The 16,564-nt window shown below is 53.5% G+C and carries 15 protein-coding genes; 1 reads left to right on the top strand and 14 read right to left on the bottom strand.

What is annotated here, in order from left to right; genetic code table 11:
• Position 1 precedes the first annotated feature (1 nt).
• The 11 genes from ABGB15_RS08065 to ABGB15_RS08015 are packed head-to-tail and all read right to left on the bottom strand — an operon-like array spanning position 2 to position 10,961.
• Positions 2-967, bottom strand: coding sequence for a GDP-L-fucose synthase (locus ABGB15_RS08065; protein ID WP_215722323.1), 966 nt, complete (start codon positions 965-967; stop codon positions 2-4).
• 2 nt (positions 968-969) lie between these two features.
• Positions 970-2,091: a GDP-mannose 4,6-dehydratase gene (gene gmd, locus ABGB15_RS08060; protein ID WP_025758730.1), complete on the bottom strand. Its 1,122-nt coding sequence runs from the start codon at positions 2,089-2,091 to the stop codon at positions 970-972.
• A gap of 20 nt (positions 2,092-2,111) precedes the next feature.
• Positions 2,112-2,666 carry a colanic acid biosynthesis acetyltransferase WcaF gene (gene wcaF, locus ABGB15_RS08055; RefSeq protein WP_215722324.1) on the bottom strand — a complete coding sequence of 185 codons (555 nt, stop codon included), beginning with the start codon at positions 2,664-2,666 and terminating at the stop codon, positions 2,112-2,114.
• Between the two features lie 16 nt (positions 2,667-2,682).
• Positions 2,683-3,429: a colanic acid biosynthesis glycosyltransferase WcaE gene (gene wcaE / locus ABGB15_RS08050; protein WP_152081558.1), complete on the bottom strand. Its 747-nt coding sequence runs from the start codon at positions 3,427-3,429 to the stop codon at positions 2,683-2,685.
• A 16-nt stretch (positions 3,430-3,445) separates the two neighbouring features.
• Positions 3,446-4,666, bottom strand: coding sequence for a colanic acid polymerase WcaD (wcaD, locus tag ABGB15_RS08045; protein ID WP_152081559.1), 1,221 nt, complete (start codon positions 4,664-4,666; stop codon positions 3,446-3,448).
• Positions 4,641-5,858, bottom strand: coding sequence for a colanic acid biosynthesis glycosyltransferase WcaC (gene wcaC, locus ABGB15_RS08040; protein WP_152081560.1), 1,218 nt, complete (start codon positions 5,856-5,858; stop codon positions 4,641-4,643). The genes wcaD and wcaC overlap by 26 nt, the downstream gene beginning before the upstream one ends.
• Positions 5,855-6,346 (bottom strand): colanic acid biosynthesis acetyltransferase WcaB, encoded by a 492-nt coding sequence (wcaB, locus tag ABGB15_RS08035; protein WP_152081561.1) that lies wholly within the window; start codon positions 6,344-6,346, stop codon positions 5,855-5,857. The genes wcaC and wcaB overlap by 4 nt, the downstream gene beginning before the upstream one ends.
• Positions 6,346-7,188 carry a colanic acid biosynthesis glycosyltransferase WcaA gene (gene wcaA, locus ABGB15_RS08030; RefSeq protein ID WP_152081562.1) on the bottom strand — a complete coding sequence of 281 codons (843 nt, stop codon included), beginning with the start codon at positions 7,186-7,188 and terminating at the stop codon, positions 6,346-6,348. The genes wcaB and wcaA overlap by 1 nt, the downstream gene beginning before the upstream one ends.
• 21 nt (positions 7,189-7,209) lie before the next feature.
• Positions 7,210-9,372, bottom strand: coding sequence for a tyrosine-protein kinase Wzc (gene wzc, locus ABGB15_RS08025; RefSeq protein ID WP_152081563.1), 2,163 nt, complete (start codon positions 9,370-9,372; stop codon positions 7,210-7,212).
• A gap of 2 nt (positions 9,373-9,374) precedes the next feature.
• Positions 9,375-9,818, bottom strand: coding sequence for a low molecular weight protein-tyrosine-phosphatase Wzb (gene wzb / locus ABGB15_RS08020; protein WP_152081564.1), 444 nt, complete (start codon positions 9,816-9,818; stop codon positions 9,375-9,377).
• A 6-nt stretch (positions 9,819-9,824) separates the two neighbouring features.
• Positions 9,825-10,961, bottom strand: coding sequence for a polysaccharide export protein (locus ABGB15_RS08015; RefSeq protein ID WP_152081565.1), 1,137 nt, complete (start codon positions 10,959-10,961; stop codon positions 9,825-9,827).
• A 694-nt stretch (positions 10,962-11,655) separates the two neighbouring features.
• Between ABGB15_RS08015 and ABGB15_RS08010 the strand changes: the two genes are divergently transcribed.
• Positions 11,656-13,239 carry a TerC family protein gene (locus ABGB15_RS08010; protein ID WP_215722325.1) on the top strand — a complete coding sequence of 528 codons (1,584 nt, stop codon included), beginning with the start codon at positions 11,656-11,658 and terminating at the stop codon, positions 13,237-13,239.
• Between the two features lie 86 nt (positions 13,240-13,325).
• Here ABGB15_RS08010 and asmA read toward each other — a convergent pair whose 3' ends face one another.
• From asmA to udk, 3 genes are all read right to left on the bottom strand, one after another.
• Positions 13,326-15,176 (bottom strand): outer membrane assembly protein AsmA, encoded by a 1,851-nt coding sequence (gene asmA, locus ABGB15_RS08005; protein WP_215722326.1) that lies wholly within the window; start codon positions 15,174-15,176, stop codon positions 13,326-13,328.
• Between the two features lie 22 nt (positions 15,177-15,198).
• Positions 15,199-15,780, bottom strand: a complete 582-nt coding sequence (gene dcd, locus ABGB15_RS08000; RefSeq protein ID WP_152081568.1) for a dCTP deaminase — start codon at positions 15,778-15,780, stop codon at positions 15,199-15,201.
• Between the two features lie 91 nt (positions 15,781-15,871).
• Complete coding sequence (gene udk, locus ABGB15_RS07995; protein ID WP_152081569.1) at positions 15,872-16,513, bottom strand: uridine kinase; 642 nt, start codon at positions 16,511-16,513, stop codon at positions 15,872-15,874.
• Positions 16,514-16,564 lie beyond the last annotated feature (51 nt).

Raw genomic sequence — 16,564 nt, 5'->3', positions numbered from 1 at the left:
GTTACCCCCGGAAACGGTGCTGGTTTTCGAGGAACCACTGCCAGGTGCTGGCCAGCCCCTGTTCCAGTGACACCTCGTGATACCAGCCCAACTGGTGCAGACGCGTCACGTCCAGCAGTTTGCGCGGCGTGCCGTCCGGCTTGGTGGCGTCAAACACCACGCGGCCTTTGTAGCCCACCACCTGCGCGATGGTTTGCGCCAGCTCGCGAATGGTGCAATCCACGCCGGTGCCAACGTTAATGTGCGACAGCATCGGCTCGGTGTTTTCCTGCCACACTTCGCGATCCAGCTCCATCACGTGAATGCTGGCGGCTGCCATGTCGTCCACGTGCAGGAACTCGCGCATTGGCGTGCCGCTCCCCCACACCACCACATCCGGCGCGTTTTCCACAGCCGCTTCATGAAAACGACGCAGCAGCGCCGGGATCACGTGCGAGTTGCTCGGATGGAAGTTGTCGTGCGGCCCGTACAGGTTGGTCGGCATCACCGAGCGATAGTCGCGGTTATACTGACGGTTGTAGGATTCGCACAGCTTGATCCCGGCAATCTTGGCAATCGCGTAGGGTTCGTTGGTCGCTTCCAGCGTGCCCTGAAGCAGTTCGCTCTCCGCGATTGGCTGCTTCGCCATTTTCGGGTAGATACAGGATGAGCCGAGGAACAGCAGCTTGTTCACGTTGTGCAGATGCGCCGCGTGAATGATGTTGCTCTCAATCATCATATTTTCGTAGATGAAATCTGCCGGATAGGTGTTGTTAGCGACAATGCCGCCCACTTTCGCCGCCGCCAGATACACCTGGTCAATACGTTCGTTGGCAAAGAAGTCGTGTACCGCTGCGCTGTCGAGCAGGTTCAGCTCGTCGCGCGTGCGGACAATGACCTCCACGTCGCCGCGCTGCTCAAGCTGGCGAACAATCGCGGAACCCACCATTCCGCGATGACCGGCGACAAAAATACGTTGTTTTGTCATTCTTAAGACTCCAGCGCGATGGCAACCTCGTAGCCATGAGACTTAAGCAGGGAGTGTTTTTTCGCTGCTTCAAGATCTTTGGCCACCATCTCAGAAACCATCTCCTGCAGCGTGGTTTCCGGTTTCCAGCCCAGTTTCTCGTGCGCTTTGGTTGGATCGCCCAGCAGGGTTTCCACTTCCGCAGGACGGAAGTAACGCGGGTCAACCTGAACGATAACGTCGCCTGGCTTCACGCCCGGTGCATCGTGGCCGGTCACGGACACCACAATGCCTTTTTCTTCAACACCGGTGCCTTCGAAGCGCAGTTTGATGCCCAGCTGCGCAGCAGCCATTTCCACGAACTGACGCACGGAATACTGCACGCCGGTTGCAATCACGAAGTCTTCTGGTTTGTCCTGCTGCAGCATCATCCACTGCATTTTCACGTAGTCTTTCGCATGGCCCCAGTCACGCAGGGAATCCATGTTGCCGAGGTGCAGGCAAGACTCCAGACCCTGCGCGATGTTGGCGATCGCACGGGTGATTTTACGGGTGACGAAGGTTTCACCGCGGCGTGGGGATTCGTGGTTGAACAGAATGCCGTTACAGGCGTACATGCCATAGGATTCACGGTAGTTCACGGTGATCCAGTAGGCGTACAATTTTGCTACCGCATACGGCGAGCGCGGATAGAACGGCGTGGTCTCTTTCTGCGGGATTTCCTGCACCAGGCCGTACAGCTCAGAGGTAGACGCCTGGTAGAAACGGGTTTTCTTCTCAAGGCCGAGGAAACGAATCGCTTCCAGCAGACGCAGCGTCCCCATGGCATCCACGTCAGCGGTATATTCCGGAGATTCGAAGGAGACCGCTACGTGGCTCATCGCACCCAGGTTGTAGACTTCATCCGGCTGCACTTCCTGCAGGATGCGGGTCAGGTTGGAGGTATCGGTCAGGTCGCCATAGTGCAGGTGGAATTTCGGGTTTGCTGCATGCGGGTCCTGGTAAATATGGTCCACACGTTCAGTGTTGAACGACGAAGCACGACGCTTAATACCGTGTACTTCATACCCTTTTTCCAGCAGCAATTCTGCCAGGTAAGAACCATCCTGTCCGGTAACGCCGGTGATGAGAGCGACTTTAGACATATTTATTTCCTCTGTACTTATCAAAGTTTTTCAGTTTCTACGCGTTCGCGTATCACCACTGCGGGGTTGCCACGGCAAATCTTATTTGCCGGTAGCGATTTAAAAACGCTGCTGCGGGCACCGACTACCGTGCCATCGCCAACAGAAACACCCGGTGCAACAAACACATCTGTTGCCAGCCAGCATTTTTCACCGATCACAACAGGCGAAGCGGTAATATCAAAATGCGGGCTCATAAAATCATGGCTGCCGGTACACAAATAACATTTCTGTGAAATCACCGAATTTGCGCCAATCGTAATATCGCCCAGGGTATATAACACCGCGTCATCCCCTACCCAGGCGTAATCCCCAAGCGTTAATTTCCAGGGATACGTAATTTTGACCGATGGACGAATAACTACGTTTTTTCCGATTTTTGCGCCAAACAGACGCAATAAAAAAGCGCGCCAGCGGTAGAGTATTTGTGGCGACCAGGCAAATAATGTTGCCTGAACCGCCCACCACAACTGCACTTTAATACCGTTCCCGCCCCGAAAACCTTTCGGCACGGAGAATCCGTTTAAATCCTGCATTACGTTTCCTTATATTTCAGGCTTTGTTATATAAGGCTTTTGCTTTACCCGTCGTTTTCAGACGCAGAAAATAAGATAATTCCGCCCAGAAGCCCGGCACACGTAATATCTTACGCTGCACGTTTTTTGCATCCTGACATAATTCCAGATTATTAGAGGTTGACACCCCACCCATCGAAAATTCAGACACCAGCCCTTTAATTCGACGGAACGGATAACCTGACTTGTACAAGCTGGCGGCCAGCGCATAATCTGAAGAGACTTTATACTGCAAATCGTATGGTTGTTTTTTCAGGCCTTTTACCGGGAAGAAAATGGCCTGATGGCTGGCGGGCAAACTGTGGTAAATATACCAACCCGGTTTCGCGCTGCGCAGCACTTTATTCCCTTCACCAAAGTCCAGCAATGCATCACCGATAAACATGGCTTCTTCTTTCTGACGCACCAGCTGGCGGGCAAACTGTGCCACATCATCATGGAACACATCGCCGGAATTCAGGAAGATGGCATACCGCCCCTGCGCCATTGCAATGCCTTTATTCATCGCATCATAGATGCCTTTATCTTTCTCGCTGATATAACGTAAGTTGAACTCACCGTTGAGTTTTTCCAGGAACTCCGCCGTACCATCGTTCGAACCGCCGTCGACCACAATCCACTCAAAGGTGAGGCTTGGATCGCGCGCCAGGTTGCGCAGCGAGCGCCAGGTTTTTACCACCCCTTCGTAGTTACGAAAGGCGACAGTAATGACGCTAAGAAACATAAATCACCTCATTTCGTCATACGCGCGTAATATTCAGCGCTTTGCGCAAAATAAACGGACAGACAATCAAGAAAGCATATTCCGGGCTAAATATTGACCCCGTAAAGAACAACGACACTGGTGTAAAAAGATAAAGCTGAACGCGAAAATTCTGGTTGTCACCAAACGCGTTAATCATCATTTTGAAAACTTTAAACAAATACCACAGCGTCAACAGTACGGCGAACCACGAAAAATAGATAATTAACAGATACAGGCCATTGTCTATGGTTTTACCGACATCCGCACCGTTAAAGATTCCGAATGATGCAACATATTCGTAAAGTGAGCCGAATCTTACTACGCCATCTATATGGGTTAAGGAATAACCCACCATCACCAGTGGCCCAATGATACGATAATAAGACGACGAACCTTCCGTTCCCAAATCGCCCAGACGTTCCGAGATGTACGGGAAGGCAAATATCACACCCACTAAAAATACCGTCAGGGAGATAATCGCCAGCGGCAGTTTTTTCTTAATCGCATCTTTGTTCAGGTACTGGAACGCCCACTCCAGAAGGTAAAACAGAATAAATGTCATTACCCCTGAGAACGATCCTGACAGAACGATCCCTGCAAGAATCATAGCATCTGTCTTGGGCGTTTTGATACCGAACTGTTTGATGCTGAGCCAAATTGAGATTAATGCCAGAGCAAAAAATGCCGGTTCAAAATAGAGCGCCGTTGTGCGCTTACCACCAAACTTAATGAAGTTCAGTACATAGCTGTTACTGTAAATGAGATACTTCGAAATTATTTCCATCAGGCTGCTGCCGCCGGTCAAAATAATTTGCGCCATTTCCATCGCAGCAAGCATGACGATGAGCCCGACAACAATATAAAAGAATCTAAGGATTTTCCTATAATTGTGCGGAGAAATAGTTTTAAAGCGAATACTCCAGACCATGCCAATAATGATAACAATATAAACAAACAGCATGGTCGAGGTGACGTATTTGCTGGCATCAAGCGACTGGCCAAAGATGTAGTTAAATGCCGTCAGGCCGAAACCCAGCCCTAAGGCAATCATCAGCTTCTTCAGATTGATTTTGTCGACATACAGCAGTAGCAATACGGGCAAAAAGGTGACGATGGTAATCGGGAAACTTTCGCCGAGCTGGGCAATTTTGACGTTGACCAGCAGGTAGATCAGCGGCAGCAGCAGATAACTACAGATTCTGATAGAACGAGACATATTCCTCCAGCATCTGTTGTCCACTGTAGGCCTTGCGGCTGCGGTTGCGGAACGATTCCAGGTCAGTGCCAAAAACGGCCTGCGCGATCTCAGCCTTCGGTAACTGCACCAGCGGCAGCACCTCCTGCTCCGCGAACGTTTTTCCGCCCGATTTTTCCAGCACTTCGCGGGCCGCATCACTGTGGGTGGCAATCACCGGCACGCCGATAGAGAGCGCCTCGCACAGGATCAGCGGGTAGTTGTCCACGCGCGAGCTGAACACCAGCGCATCCATCCCGTTGAGGGCACTCATCAGCTTGCGCTTGTCGGTTTCAAAGCCGTGATTCACCACGTTCGCCCCATCGAACGGGGAAAATTTGCCGAAGGTGTGCAGCTCAATCTTATCGCCCAGCGCCATGATGTCGCGCACCAGCTGCTGGTTAGTTTTGCCGTCGTAGCGCAGATCGTGCGCAACAATGGCGATTTTCGGCTTGCCTGCCGTTTCTGCTACAGGGGTCAGTTCCGCCAGAATCTCTTCTGTCGCCACGTCGATACCGTTATTGATGATTTTGCAGCGCCCTGCCCCGTACAGGCTGTTGAACGCATCTGCCACATGCTGGCTGGGAGAGATAAAGGTACAGCCGAGCGAAAGCATATCGCGGAACAGCTGGCGTTTACCGGCTACCAGCTGGTGCGCGCGGTCCACTTTAACCGGCGGATAATTAGTGAGGGTCGGGCATTTCTGACAGTTAGTCTTCCAGCCTTCACAACCGTCCGTAAACGCACAGCGTCCGGTGACGCTCCAGTGGTCGTGCAGCGTCCAGACAAAACGGGTGTCCGGCTTGTGCGCCTGCACCTTCTCGCAAAAGGCTACCACCTCTTCCAGGTTCAGCCAGTAGCTGTGCAGAACGTGAAAATGCAGCACCACCGGGCCGGACGTGCGGGTCACGGTACGGTAGAGGTTATTGAGATTACCGAACAGATCGCGGTTAAACAGGCGGAACAAGGCAATATTTGCCACCGACGTCAGACGCGGCGTCTGCTTGAGCACCTGCGGATAATTATCATGGCTGACGCTTTTCTTGCCGCCTTTGCCGTAGCCGTAGACAAAGCGCGACTGCAGCCCTTTTTGCAGCGCGCGCTGGTGCAGATCCAGCGCAACACCTGCCGCCCCGCCCTCTGCGAGGCGCACATTAAATTGCAGAATGTTCATTTGATCACCTTCACGCGGGCTTTTTCCCCGACCACCAGCGCGTTATCCGGGATGCTGTCCAGCACCACGCTACCTGCGCCGATGGTGACGTTATTACCCACAGTAATGTCACCAATCATCACCACGTTAGCGCCCAGCTCGACGTTATTACCGATCACCGGGCAGGCCAGGCTGTCCGGCCCACGGTTGCCGATGGTCACCGCATGGCGAATGGTGAAATCATCACCCGCGACAACGAACTTGTTGATGACAACCGCATAACCGTGGTGAATGGTAAAGCGGCGGCCAATGGTGGCAGCAGCCTGAATTTCATAGCCGAAAAAGCATTCGGTAATGATGCGGTACAGCACCAGAACCGGTGCCGCCCAGAGATTGTTCAGGACGTTTTTCTTACGCCACACCGAGCAAAAGTGCGCAATGCGGTACGCCAGAACCATGCAGCACGGGCGCAGGCTCCAGCTGTTTGCGCGGCAATCTTCCAGAAACATTATTTCCCCCGAAGTCCATCAGCCAGACGCTTGCCGTTACGCACGGAGAAGAGCGTCAGCAGCGTGCGCCAGTTCATGCGCTTGTTGCGGATCTGATAGAGGGTAAAGAGCTGATATTTACGGCTGGCACGGTCGAACTTGTCCTTGTGCTTACGGTAAAAGTGGAAATAGCCTGAAAACTTCTTCGGCGAGGAGGTGATTTGCATCTCCCCGTGGTTGATGTGCAGGATCTGCGTGGCTTCTTCCACTTTCCACGGTTCGCCGTATTCCACCACCATGCGCAGGAAAATGTCGTAATCTTGCGCCGCCTTCAGTTCGGTATCGAACAGGCACTCTTTAAAGCGCCAGGCCCAGGTAAAGACCTGATTACCAATGATGTTGCGCTTGTAAAACAGGCGGCGCGAGTACGGTGACTTTGGGTACAACGGCAGGCTCGCCGGCTGCGAGTACACTTCGCCCTGGCAGACATAGTCGTTGGCATACAGGAAAGCGTGCGTGACCAGTTGATGCTTGTGCGACAGGAAGGTCGACAGACGATTTGGCGTCCATTCGTCATCGTCGTCGATCCCGGTCAGGTACTGCCCTTTCGCCTGCATAATCGCCTGATTACGCACCGCGCACGCGCCGGAGTTAATCGCGTTGTGCGTATACACCACCCGCGGGTCGTTGAGATCGTCGACGAATTTTTGCAGTTGCTCGAAAGAGGAGGAACAGTCATCAACGATGATCAGCTCCCAGTTATCGTAATCCTGACGTAATACCGATTTAATCGCGCGGATCGCCAGCTGCTGACGATTCCATGTCGGCATATAGATAGAAATCAAAGGGCGTTGTGTGGTCATGGTCTTCCCCAAAGCTCACGATTATTGACTGTCAGACTTATATTCGTACTCGTAATAGCCGTAATCCTGATAGCCGGTCGCGCGACGGAAGATGGAGTTCAGAATGACCCCTTTCACCTCGATCCCGTTTTGCTCAAAGCGGCTCAGGCTGGTTTCCACTTCCTTCAGCGTGTTCACCGCGTAGCGCGCCACCATCAGGGTAGTGCCCGCGTGGCGACCTACCACGGCGGCGTCAGTGACGGCCAGGATAGGTGGCGTATCGATCAGCACCAGGTCGTAATGCTTACTCGCCCACTCAATCAACTGGGTGAAACGCTCGCTCATCAGCAGTTCCGACGGGTTCGGCGGCACCTGACCGCGTGGGATCAGGTCAAATTTCGGGATCGACGTCGGTTTCGCGCTTTCGCTGATCTCCCCTTTGCCAAGCAGGATTTCCGAGAGACCATTGACGTTGTTGGTGCCCAGCAGCTCGTGGGTGTAACCCTTACGCATATCACAGTCGATCAGCAGCACGCGTTTATTGGTCTGGCTCACGACCGCCGCAAGGTTGGCGCAGACAAAGGTCTTACCAATTGACGGGCTGACACCGGTCATCATCAGGACGTTATTTTTGGCCTGCATCATGGCGAAGTGAAGGCTGGTGCGCAGGCTACGCACCGCTTCAATAGCGAGGTCTGTCGGGTTGCCGACGGCCAGCAGCTGGCTCTGTTTGTAACGCTTAACGCCTTTAACCGTTTTGACGCTGTCACGCGATTTCTGCCACTCCGACAGCGGAATGCTGGCGTAGACGCTGATACCGTTCTCTTCCAGTACCTGCGGGCTTTCGATACCGCGGTTGAACAGGGAGCGCAGCAGCACACCCACGATGGAGAGCATCAGGCCGAGGATAATGCTGCCGAGAATAATCAGCGCTTTCTTCGGCTTCAGCACACCAGGCTGGGTGATCGCCGGGTCAACGATACGCACATCGCCCACGGTGCTGGCTTCGGTGATTTTCAGCTCCTGCTGTTTATTCAGCAGTTGCATATAAACCTGCTGACCAGATTCCACATCGCGGGTCAGACGCACAATTTCCTGCTGCGTCTTCGGCATGGCGGTCACACGGTTGTTCAGCCTCGCCTTCTCTTCCTCCAGCGTCTGGCGTTTTTCCAGCAGCGTGCGGTAGGCCGGGTGGCGTTTGGTGTAGAGCTTGGAGATCTCTGCTTCTTTAAAGGTCAGTTCGTTCAGTTGCGCGTCAATGTTGACCATCGAGTCGAGAACCGATTTCGCCTCCAGCGGCAGGTCGACGGAATCTTTATCCTGACGATAGGCATTCAGCTTGTTCTCGGCGGTATCCAGACGCGAGCGCACTTCCGGCAGTTGTCTGGCGAGGAAGGCCAGGCTTTTCGCCGCTTCCGCCGACTTACGCTCAACGTTCTGCTCAAGGTAGTTGCGGGTGATACTGTTAAGAATGTCGCGAATTTTGTCCTTATCTTCACCGGTAAAAGTCATGCTCAGGACACCGGTGTCCTTGCCATTTTCGGTCACGGTCAGGTTGTTTTGCAGGTTGTTGATCATCCCCAGGGTGGAGAATTTGGTGACCGTAAACTCACCGCCTTCCTGGGCATGGATCGCGCTGACCATCATGCTGACACCGTCTTTCGTCAGCATCTGCCCCACCTCACCGCGCGCACTAAAGCCTGCGTCGCTGGTCAGTTGATACTGTTTCGGGCCAAGAACGGTCAGGGTGAAGGTCTGCTCAGCCCCGCCTTTCGGCAGCACAAAGTCTGTCACCTTAACGGTATCGTTGCTGCGCCCCATCAGGCGATCCCAGCCTGCACCAAATATCGGGAAGGTATTTTTGGTGACGGCGATATCAAGCCCCAGATCGTGAACGGTTTTACCCAGCACCAGGCGAGACTGGATCAGCTGAATTTCCGCTTCCGATGCGGGCGGCTTATTCGCCAACGCCGAACCGATATCCTGCACCAGTGAATTACCGGTGTTCTGCTCAATCTGCACCAGCGCATCGGCGCTGTAGATTGGCGTTGCAAAGAGTGTGTACACCACGGCCGCCAGTGCAAAGACGGCAGTGATGCCCAGCACCCACCATTTCGCCTCTACAACGGTGCCCACCAGGCGACCAATATCGATTTCATCACTGCCCGAAGTCGGGGCGGCAGAAGGTCTTGTTTTTTCTGTCATTGTTATCCCTGCTGAGCTTTCAGTGCCTGCGCCCACTGACGGGCAGACTGGTCAAGTAAGGTGTAAACCGCCTCAAATGCCTCACGGCTCTTGCGATACGGATCGGGGATTTCGCGTTCATTGTCCCAGTGACCAAACAGCATCACCTTGCCGCGCATCTCCGGCGCGATATCGCACAGTGCGTGAATGTGGCGTTTTTCCATCGCGAGGATCAGGTCATACTCCCGGCACATCCGGCCGGAGACCTGACGGGCAGTGTGCCCGTCAAGGGAGATGTTGTGCTCCATTGCAACGCTTGACGCGCGCTCGTCGGCACCTTTGCCCACCAGCGCGCCAAGCCCTGCGGAGTCAACCGTTAACGCAGGCTGGTAATTTTTCAGCAGCCGTTCAGCCGTCGGGGAACGGCAAATGTTCCCCACGCATACCACCAGAATTTTGTTAAACATCGCGGATTACCAGGTATGAATGTCGCGCGCCGTATCCGTCATGTAGCGAACGCCACTGATGGTTGGCAGCAACTGGTTGATCAGACGGTTCCAGCGGGCAACCGGCGCGGTAGTAACATAGACCACATCGTATGGCTGGAGACGGAACTCCGTTGCCATGACCAGCGACGTTGCATCGGACATATCCAGCTGGTAGATGTTGGCAATCTTGCCTTTCGCGCCTTCGCCTTTCAGCGGACGGATCACGAAGATACCGCTGGCGTTCGAGGAGGTCAGATCGATGCCTTCCGCATTACCCAGCGCTTCGGTCAGCGTCATGCCGCTGAAGTCCATCTTGAGGGTGCTCTGTTTCTTCACTTCACCCATCACGAACACTTTCAGATCGTCGTTGCGCGGTACATACAGGATGTCGCCCGGATAGAGCAGACGGTTCTGGGTCAGATCGCCGTTTTGCATCAGCGCCTGCAGCGAGATTCGTTGCTCTCTGCCTTCGTGGGTCAGAACGACGTTGCGCCAGTCGGCACCATCGGTTAAACCGCCGGCGGCGTTGATGGCATCCAGAACAGTCAGCGGTACGTTGGTGATGGCCTGCTGACCAGATTTGTTCACCTGGCCGGAGATATAGGCTTTCTGTGAGCGGAATGCGGCGATATTAACGTCCACCTGCGGGTCAGCGATGTACTGCGCTAAGCGGCCGGTAATATCACTACGGATCTCGGCAAGCGTTTTGCCTGCAACATGCACTTTGCCAATGTACGGATAGAACATGGTTCCGTCAGACTGCACCCAGTTACCGGTGTCGCTTGAGCTACGGTACTGGCCCGCAGGTGTGGTCAGTTCAGGGTGATCCCAGACGGTGACGTTGATAACGTCTCCAGGCCCCACACGGTACTGGTAAGAGGCAATTTCCTGGTCCAGCGACATATTCGGCTGGGCAACATTCGGACGCGGGCGTAATTGTTCGACCAGACGCGGCGTCAATGGATACACATTCACCATTTTGTCGAGATCGAAATCAGCATCCTGTTGTTTGATCACATCCTTGCCCATTGTTGACATATTGCTGCCGGGAAAGACCGTGCAACCACTCATCAAGGTCACAGACACCAATAATGGCATCAATTTCATTTTGGATTTCATCATTGATTATTTATCACTTTGGCAGAGTAATTATCCTGTGCAATTAAATAAGCGCGGGTCGTTTTAGCATTCAGGATGCAGTTAACCAAATAGAAATATAACTGGCATCAGTCCTAAAAAAAGGCTTATTCATCCATTGGCTATTGACAGAATAATCGAGGCTGATTCACACGCTTTCAGGCACGCTACCGCCCTTGGCTTTCAGTTACCAATCCACTGACTAAACAATGTGTTATGGATATACACCCTCTTGGATAAGGTCTTCTGGAAAATATATCAGCCAGTTCTTATACCTGACTGATAATGAATTACCGTCACTAAAGACCGAGACAAAAATAGCAACAAGGATATTTAACATTTGATGCTGGAAGAATTGTTGCAGCTAACCTAATAGCAGGCAAGGAGACAACCATCCGAACCGCGGTTTTTAAGAATAATATTAAGAGCAAATTTTTAAAGTTTTAGGATTTTCTTTATATTGACAAAATGGGTATTAAAACCACTTACTGCGATATATCCTAAATATTGCCATTAATATTTAAATCCTTCTCTTAACCTTATTTACACCGTCAAAAGTATGCTCTCTTTTTTTCAGGATCTATTAAGAGAAATCTCAGCCCGGCATTGCAATTTCCGCCAGCTTTATCCATGATCGAAGTGTGACATTAGTCATATAACAGAAGGTATTGCTATTACTATGGAATGGATTGCCGATCCATCAATCTGGGCCGGACTGGTCACGCTGGTCGTCATCGAATTAGTGCTCGGTATCGATAATCTGGTCTTTATCGCCATCCTCGCCGAAAAGCTGCCCCCTTCACAGCGCGACCGCGCGCGCGTCACGGGCTTATTACTGGCGATGGTGATGCGTTTGCTGCTGCTGGCCTCAATCTCCTGGCTGGTCACCCTCACCAAACCGCTGTTCGCCGTTCATGGCCTCAGCTTTAGCGCCCGCGACCTGATTATGCTTTTTGGCGGATTGTTCCTGCTCTTCAAAGCAACGGTCGAACTGAACGAGCGGCTTGAAGGGAAAGACAGCGAAAACCCTACCCAGCGCCGGGGCGCGAAGTTCTGGCCGGTTGTGGCGCAAATCGTGGTGCTGGATGCCGTCTTTTCGCTGGACTCGGTCATCACCGCTGTCGGGATGGTGGACCACCTGGCCGTTATGATGGCCGCAGTGATCATCGCCATCACGTTGATGGTCATGGCGAGCAAGGCACTGACACGCTTTGTAAACGGCCACCCGACCATCGTTATCCTGTGTCTGAGCTTCCTGCTGATGATCGGCTTTAGCCTGGTGGCAGATGGTTTTGGCTTCCACATTCCAAAAGGCTATCTGTATGCCGCGATTGGCTTCTCGGTGATGATTGAAGCGCTCAATCAACTGGCGATTTTCAACCGCCGCCGCTTCCTCTCCGCGAATCAGACCCTTCGTCAGCGCACCGCCGACACGGTAATGCGTCTGCTGAGCGGACAAAAAGAGGATGCCGAGCTGGACGCCGAATCCTCTGCGATGCTTGCCGACCAGAGTGACAATCCGCTCTTTAACCCGCAGGAGCGGCGGATGATTGAGCGCGTGCTCAATCTGAACCAGCGCTCGGTGAGCAGCATCATGACCTCCCGACACGACATCGAACATATCGATCTGACCGCGCCGGAGGCGCAAATTCGAACCCTGCTGGATAAAAACCAGCACACCCGCGTCGTCGTAACCGGTGGTGAAGAGGAGGAAGAACTGCTGGGCGTGGTACACGTGATCGACCTGCTGCAACAGCAACTCCACGGCGAGCCGCTTAATTTGCGCGCGCTGGTGCGCCAGCCACTGGTGTTCCCGGAGGCACTGCCGTTACTCTCCGCGCTGGAGCAGTTCCGCAACGCGCGCACGCACTTCGCTTTTGTGGTGGATGAGTTTGGTTCCGTTGAAGGGCTGGTGACGCTGAGCGACGTGATGGAAACCATCGCCGGTAACCTGCCGAATGAAGTGGACGAGATTGATGCCCGCCACGACATTCAAAAGAACGCTGACGGCACCTGGACGGCGAATGGTCATATGCCGCTTGAGGATCTGGTGCAGTACGTGCCGCTACCCCTGGATGATAAACGCGAGTATCACACGATTGCCGGTTTGTTGATGGAGTATCTGCAACGCATTCCGGAACCCGGCGAAGAAGTTCAGGTGGGGGAATATATGATTAAAACGTTACAGGTTGAGAGTCATCGCGTACAGAAGGTGCAGCTGATACCGCTACGCACCGAGGATGAAATGGATTTTGAAGTGTAGGTAAAAACAAAACGGCAACCCCGTTGCCGTTTTTAGTGTTTGCACCCTCTCCCACAGGAGAGGGTATCAGGCCGCATCCCACAGGCTCACAGCTTGTCTAACAGCTTCTTCACGTCTTTTCCGGTCTGGGAGTCTTTGTTGCGATCCGCCCAGTTGTTCAGCCGACGTTTTGCTTCATCCTGCAGATGCTTACGCAGGATCTGGTCTACCTGCAGACTGTAATTCAGCGCCTGCCATTTTCCATAGACGTTCAGCGGAATTGGTGTCTCTTTCAGGAAGTCCACCAGCTCACCCTCACCTTTCCAGCCGCCGAGCACGCGGACATTAAAGCGGGTATCTGCCGTCTCTTTGATGAGATCAAGCGTTCCCGTACCGGTTAATGCCAGCAGGGATGAGGTTCCCTGCATATCATCCAGAGAAAGTTGCCCTTTCTCCAGCGTCAGCTGGCTGGTAAAGCTATCAAGACGGGTTGCGCTGTCGTAATTCTCACTGGCCTTCACATTGCTGCTGCGTTCAACAGCCTGCTGCACCAGTTGCTGGAAGTTAAGCCCCTCCATGCGGGTATCTTTCAGCTCGACATGCGCCTGACCCTGCCAGTTATGACGGAACGCATCGGCATCAATCTTCATGCCGGAGAAGTCCCCTGCCAGCGTCAGTTGCCCCGTCAGCGCAATCGGGTAATTAAAGGCTTTGAGGATCGTACCAATCTCAACGTTTTCAAGACGCGGCTGGAACTCAGCGCTGGAAATATCTTTACGGACATCCAGCGTCCCCGGCAGAGACAGATGCCCTGCCCCCATCTTGCCGCTCAGTTCAGAGATAACCAGCAGACCATTGTGGTTGAACATCTGGCTGCTGACATCGGTAAAATCAATGCCACGCCAGCGAACGCTGTTGGCTTTCAGCAGAATGTCAGCCGTAAACCCGCGCAGCCCGTTGTAGTCAGGTTGTTCAAGGTTAGACGAGATAACCGGACGCGACTGCGCCATCTGGCTTTGCCCGGTCTGGGCAACATCGCTGTCAGCGGCACTGACCGGTTGAGGCGGGAGCAGATTCTCCAGGTTCAGCTTGTCGAACTGCAGATCAAAGACCCATTTCGGCTTTTCTTCGAGGGAGACGCTCGCCTGTCCTTTCAGACTGCTGTCATTGGCCTGCAGGTTAAGATTATTCAACGCCAGCTGTTTTTGCTCTTCGCGCCACACAGCCTGCAGCGCCCCCTGGCCCACGATGCCTTTTGTCGGAAGATCGGCCCCCGACAACTGCCAGTTTAGCTGCTGGATATCCGCCGTCAGTTGATGCGGATAGTCTGAGGCGTTCACGTTGGCATTCAGCGATAACGTCAGATCGCGCTGATCGCGGTTGACCCGCCCGGAGAATTCCATCGTGCCAATATGGTTCGCATCCTGCTCCATCTTCAGGTTGATGTTGCGCACGGTGATCTGCTCGTCGTCCTCATGCTGGAAGACCAGCACGCTGTCAGCGACTTTCAGGTTACCGATATCAAACGACCAGCCGGTATCAGAAGGCACATCAGGCAGGGTATTTTCGCGCGGGGCGACCGGAGCGTCCGCCTGACGGACAGCTTCCGTTTGCGGCGTAAGCTGGATCACCGCCCCTTTCAGCATCACCTGATCAACCTGCAGCTGGTGCGAGAGGAGCGGGATCAGCGCCACATCCAGACGCATGTTGTCCGCCGACACCAGCGGCTGGGATGCTCCTGGTGCAGTTAACGACATGCGGCCAGAAAGAATGCTAAGTTGAGGCCAGACATGCCAGCGCAGCGGCCCGTCCAGCTTAAGTTCATAACCACTGCGTGCTTCAACCTGCCGCACCATATACGCGCGAAAGTCATTCGGGTTAACCAGTAGCACCAACGCCGAAAGGCCAGCAACCAGCACCACCAGCAAAATCATCAGCGTTGTCAGAACTCTTCTCATGGCATCCTCAGTGGACTAACAATCAGTCTTTATCAATACGACTGGCGACCGCACCCTGCTGGTCGCGATATTTTGCGTCCTGGCGGCGGTTATAAGGTCGATCCGCTGGCCCCGTCAGGGGTTCAAAGCTCAGCGCGCCAATCATCATGCCCGGACGCAGTGCCAGCGGCAGCTTACCGGCATTGAAGAACTCCAGCACAATGCGACCCGACCAGCCAGGATCGATGCGGTGCGCGGTGACGTGCACCATCAGGCCCAGACGCGCCAGTGAGGAGCGACCATCAAGCCAGCCAACCAGATCCGCAGGCAGCGTCACAGACTCAAAGGTGACAGCCAGCGCCAGCTCACCGGGATGAAGATAAAAGGCTTCGCCATCGTCGAGAACAATTTCGTCACTCATGACGCGATCCAGCGCGGCACTCACTTCATCTTTTGGCCCGCTAAGGTCAATAAACGGTGCCGTGTGGCCGCTGAACGTGCGGAATTTATTGCCCAGACGCACATCAACGGTAACGCCGTTAATGCGCTCCACGGGCGGTCGCGGGGTGATAGACAGGCGGCCTTCATCCAGCCAGGCTTCTATATCGCGGTCACAAAGACGCATGGCACTTTCTCCTTTCGTGCATCGTGCCCTGCAGCTTTACAGGCTCAGGGCAAAACCAGGTTATCTCTGAACGGTACACAATTCGCACAGCTTATTCAAAAAACTGACTGATTTTCGCTTTTAAGATATCAATGGCGATACGGTTTTTACCGCCGCGCGGCACGATAATATCGGCGTATTGCTTGGAAGGCTCGATAAATTGCAGGAACATCGGGCGAACCGTTTTCTGGTATTGCGCCATCACCGAGTCCATAGAACGACCACGCTCGTTAACGTCGCGCTTGATGCGGCGCATCAGGCAGATATCCAGTGGCGTATCGACGAAAATCGAGAAGTTCATTGATTCGCGCAGTCGCGCGTCGGTCAGCAGCAGAATGCCTTCAAGGATAATGACCTTCTTCGGCTCAATGCGCACGGTTTCCTGAGTGCGGGTATGTTCTACATAACTGTAGACCGGCAATTCAATCGCCTGGCCGCTCTTAAGGGCTTCTAAATGCTGGAACAGCAGGCTGTGATCCATTGCATTTGGGTGGTCGTAGTTGGTTTTTACGCGCTCTTCCATCGAAAGATGGGATTGGTCTTTGTAATAGCTGTCTTCGGGAATAACGCCGATGTGCTCATCACCAACTTGTTCACGCAGTTCGCGATAAAGCGTACTGGCAATAAGACTTTTACCTGAAGCCGATGCGCCGGCGATGCCTATAATGACGCACTGATGAGACTTATCAGTCATAAATTTAGCGACCTGATTAACCTGGATGTTAAGGAAGGACGACGCCGGAGC

Source organism: Enterobacter sp. MALB-1 (assembly GCF_041021625.1).
In the GTDB taxonomy this organism is placed as follows: Bacteria; Pseudomonadota; Gammaproteobacteria; order Enterobacterales; family Enterobacteriaceae; genus Enterobacter; species Enterobacter oligotrophicus.
This window is presented reverse-complemented; position numbering and strand designations above follow the sequence as displayed.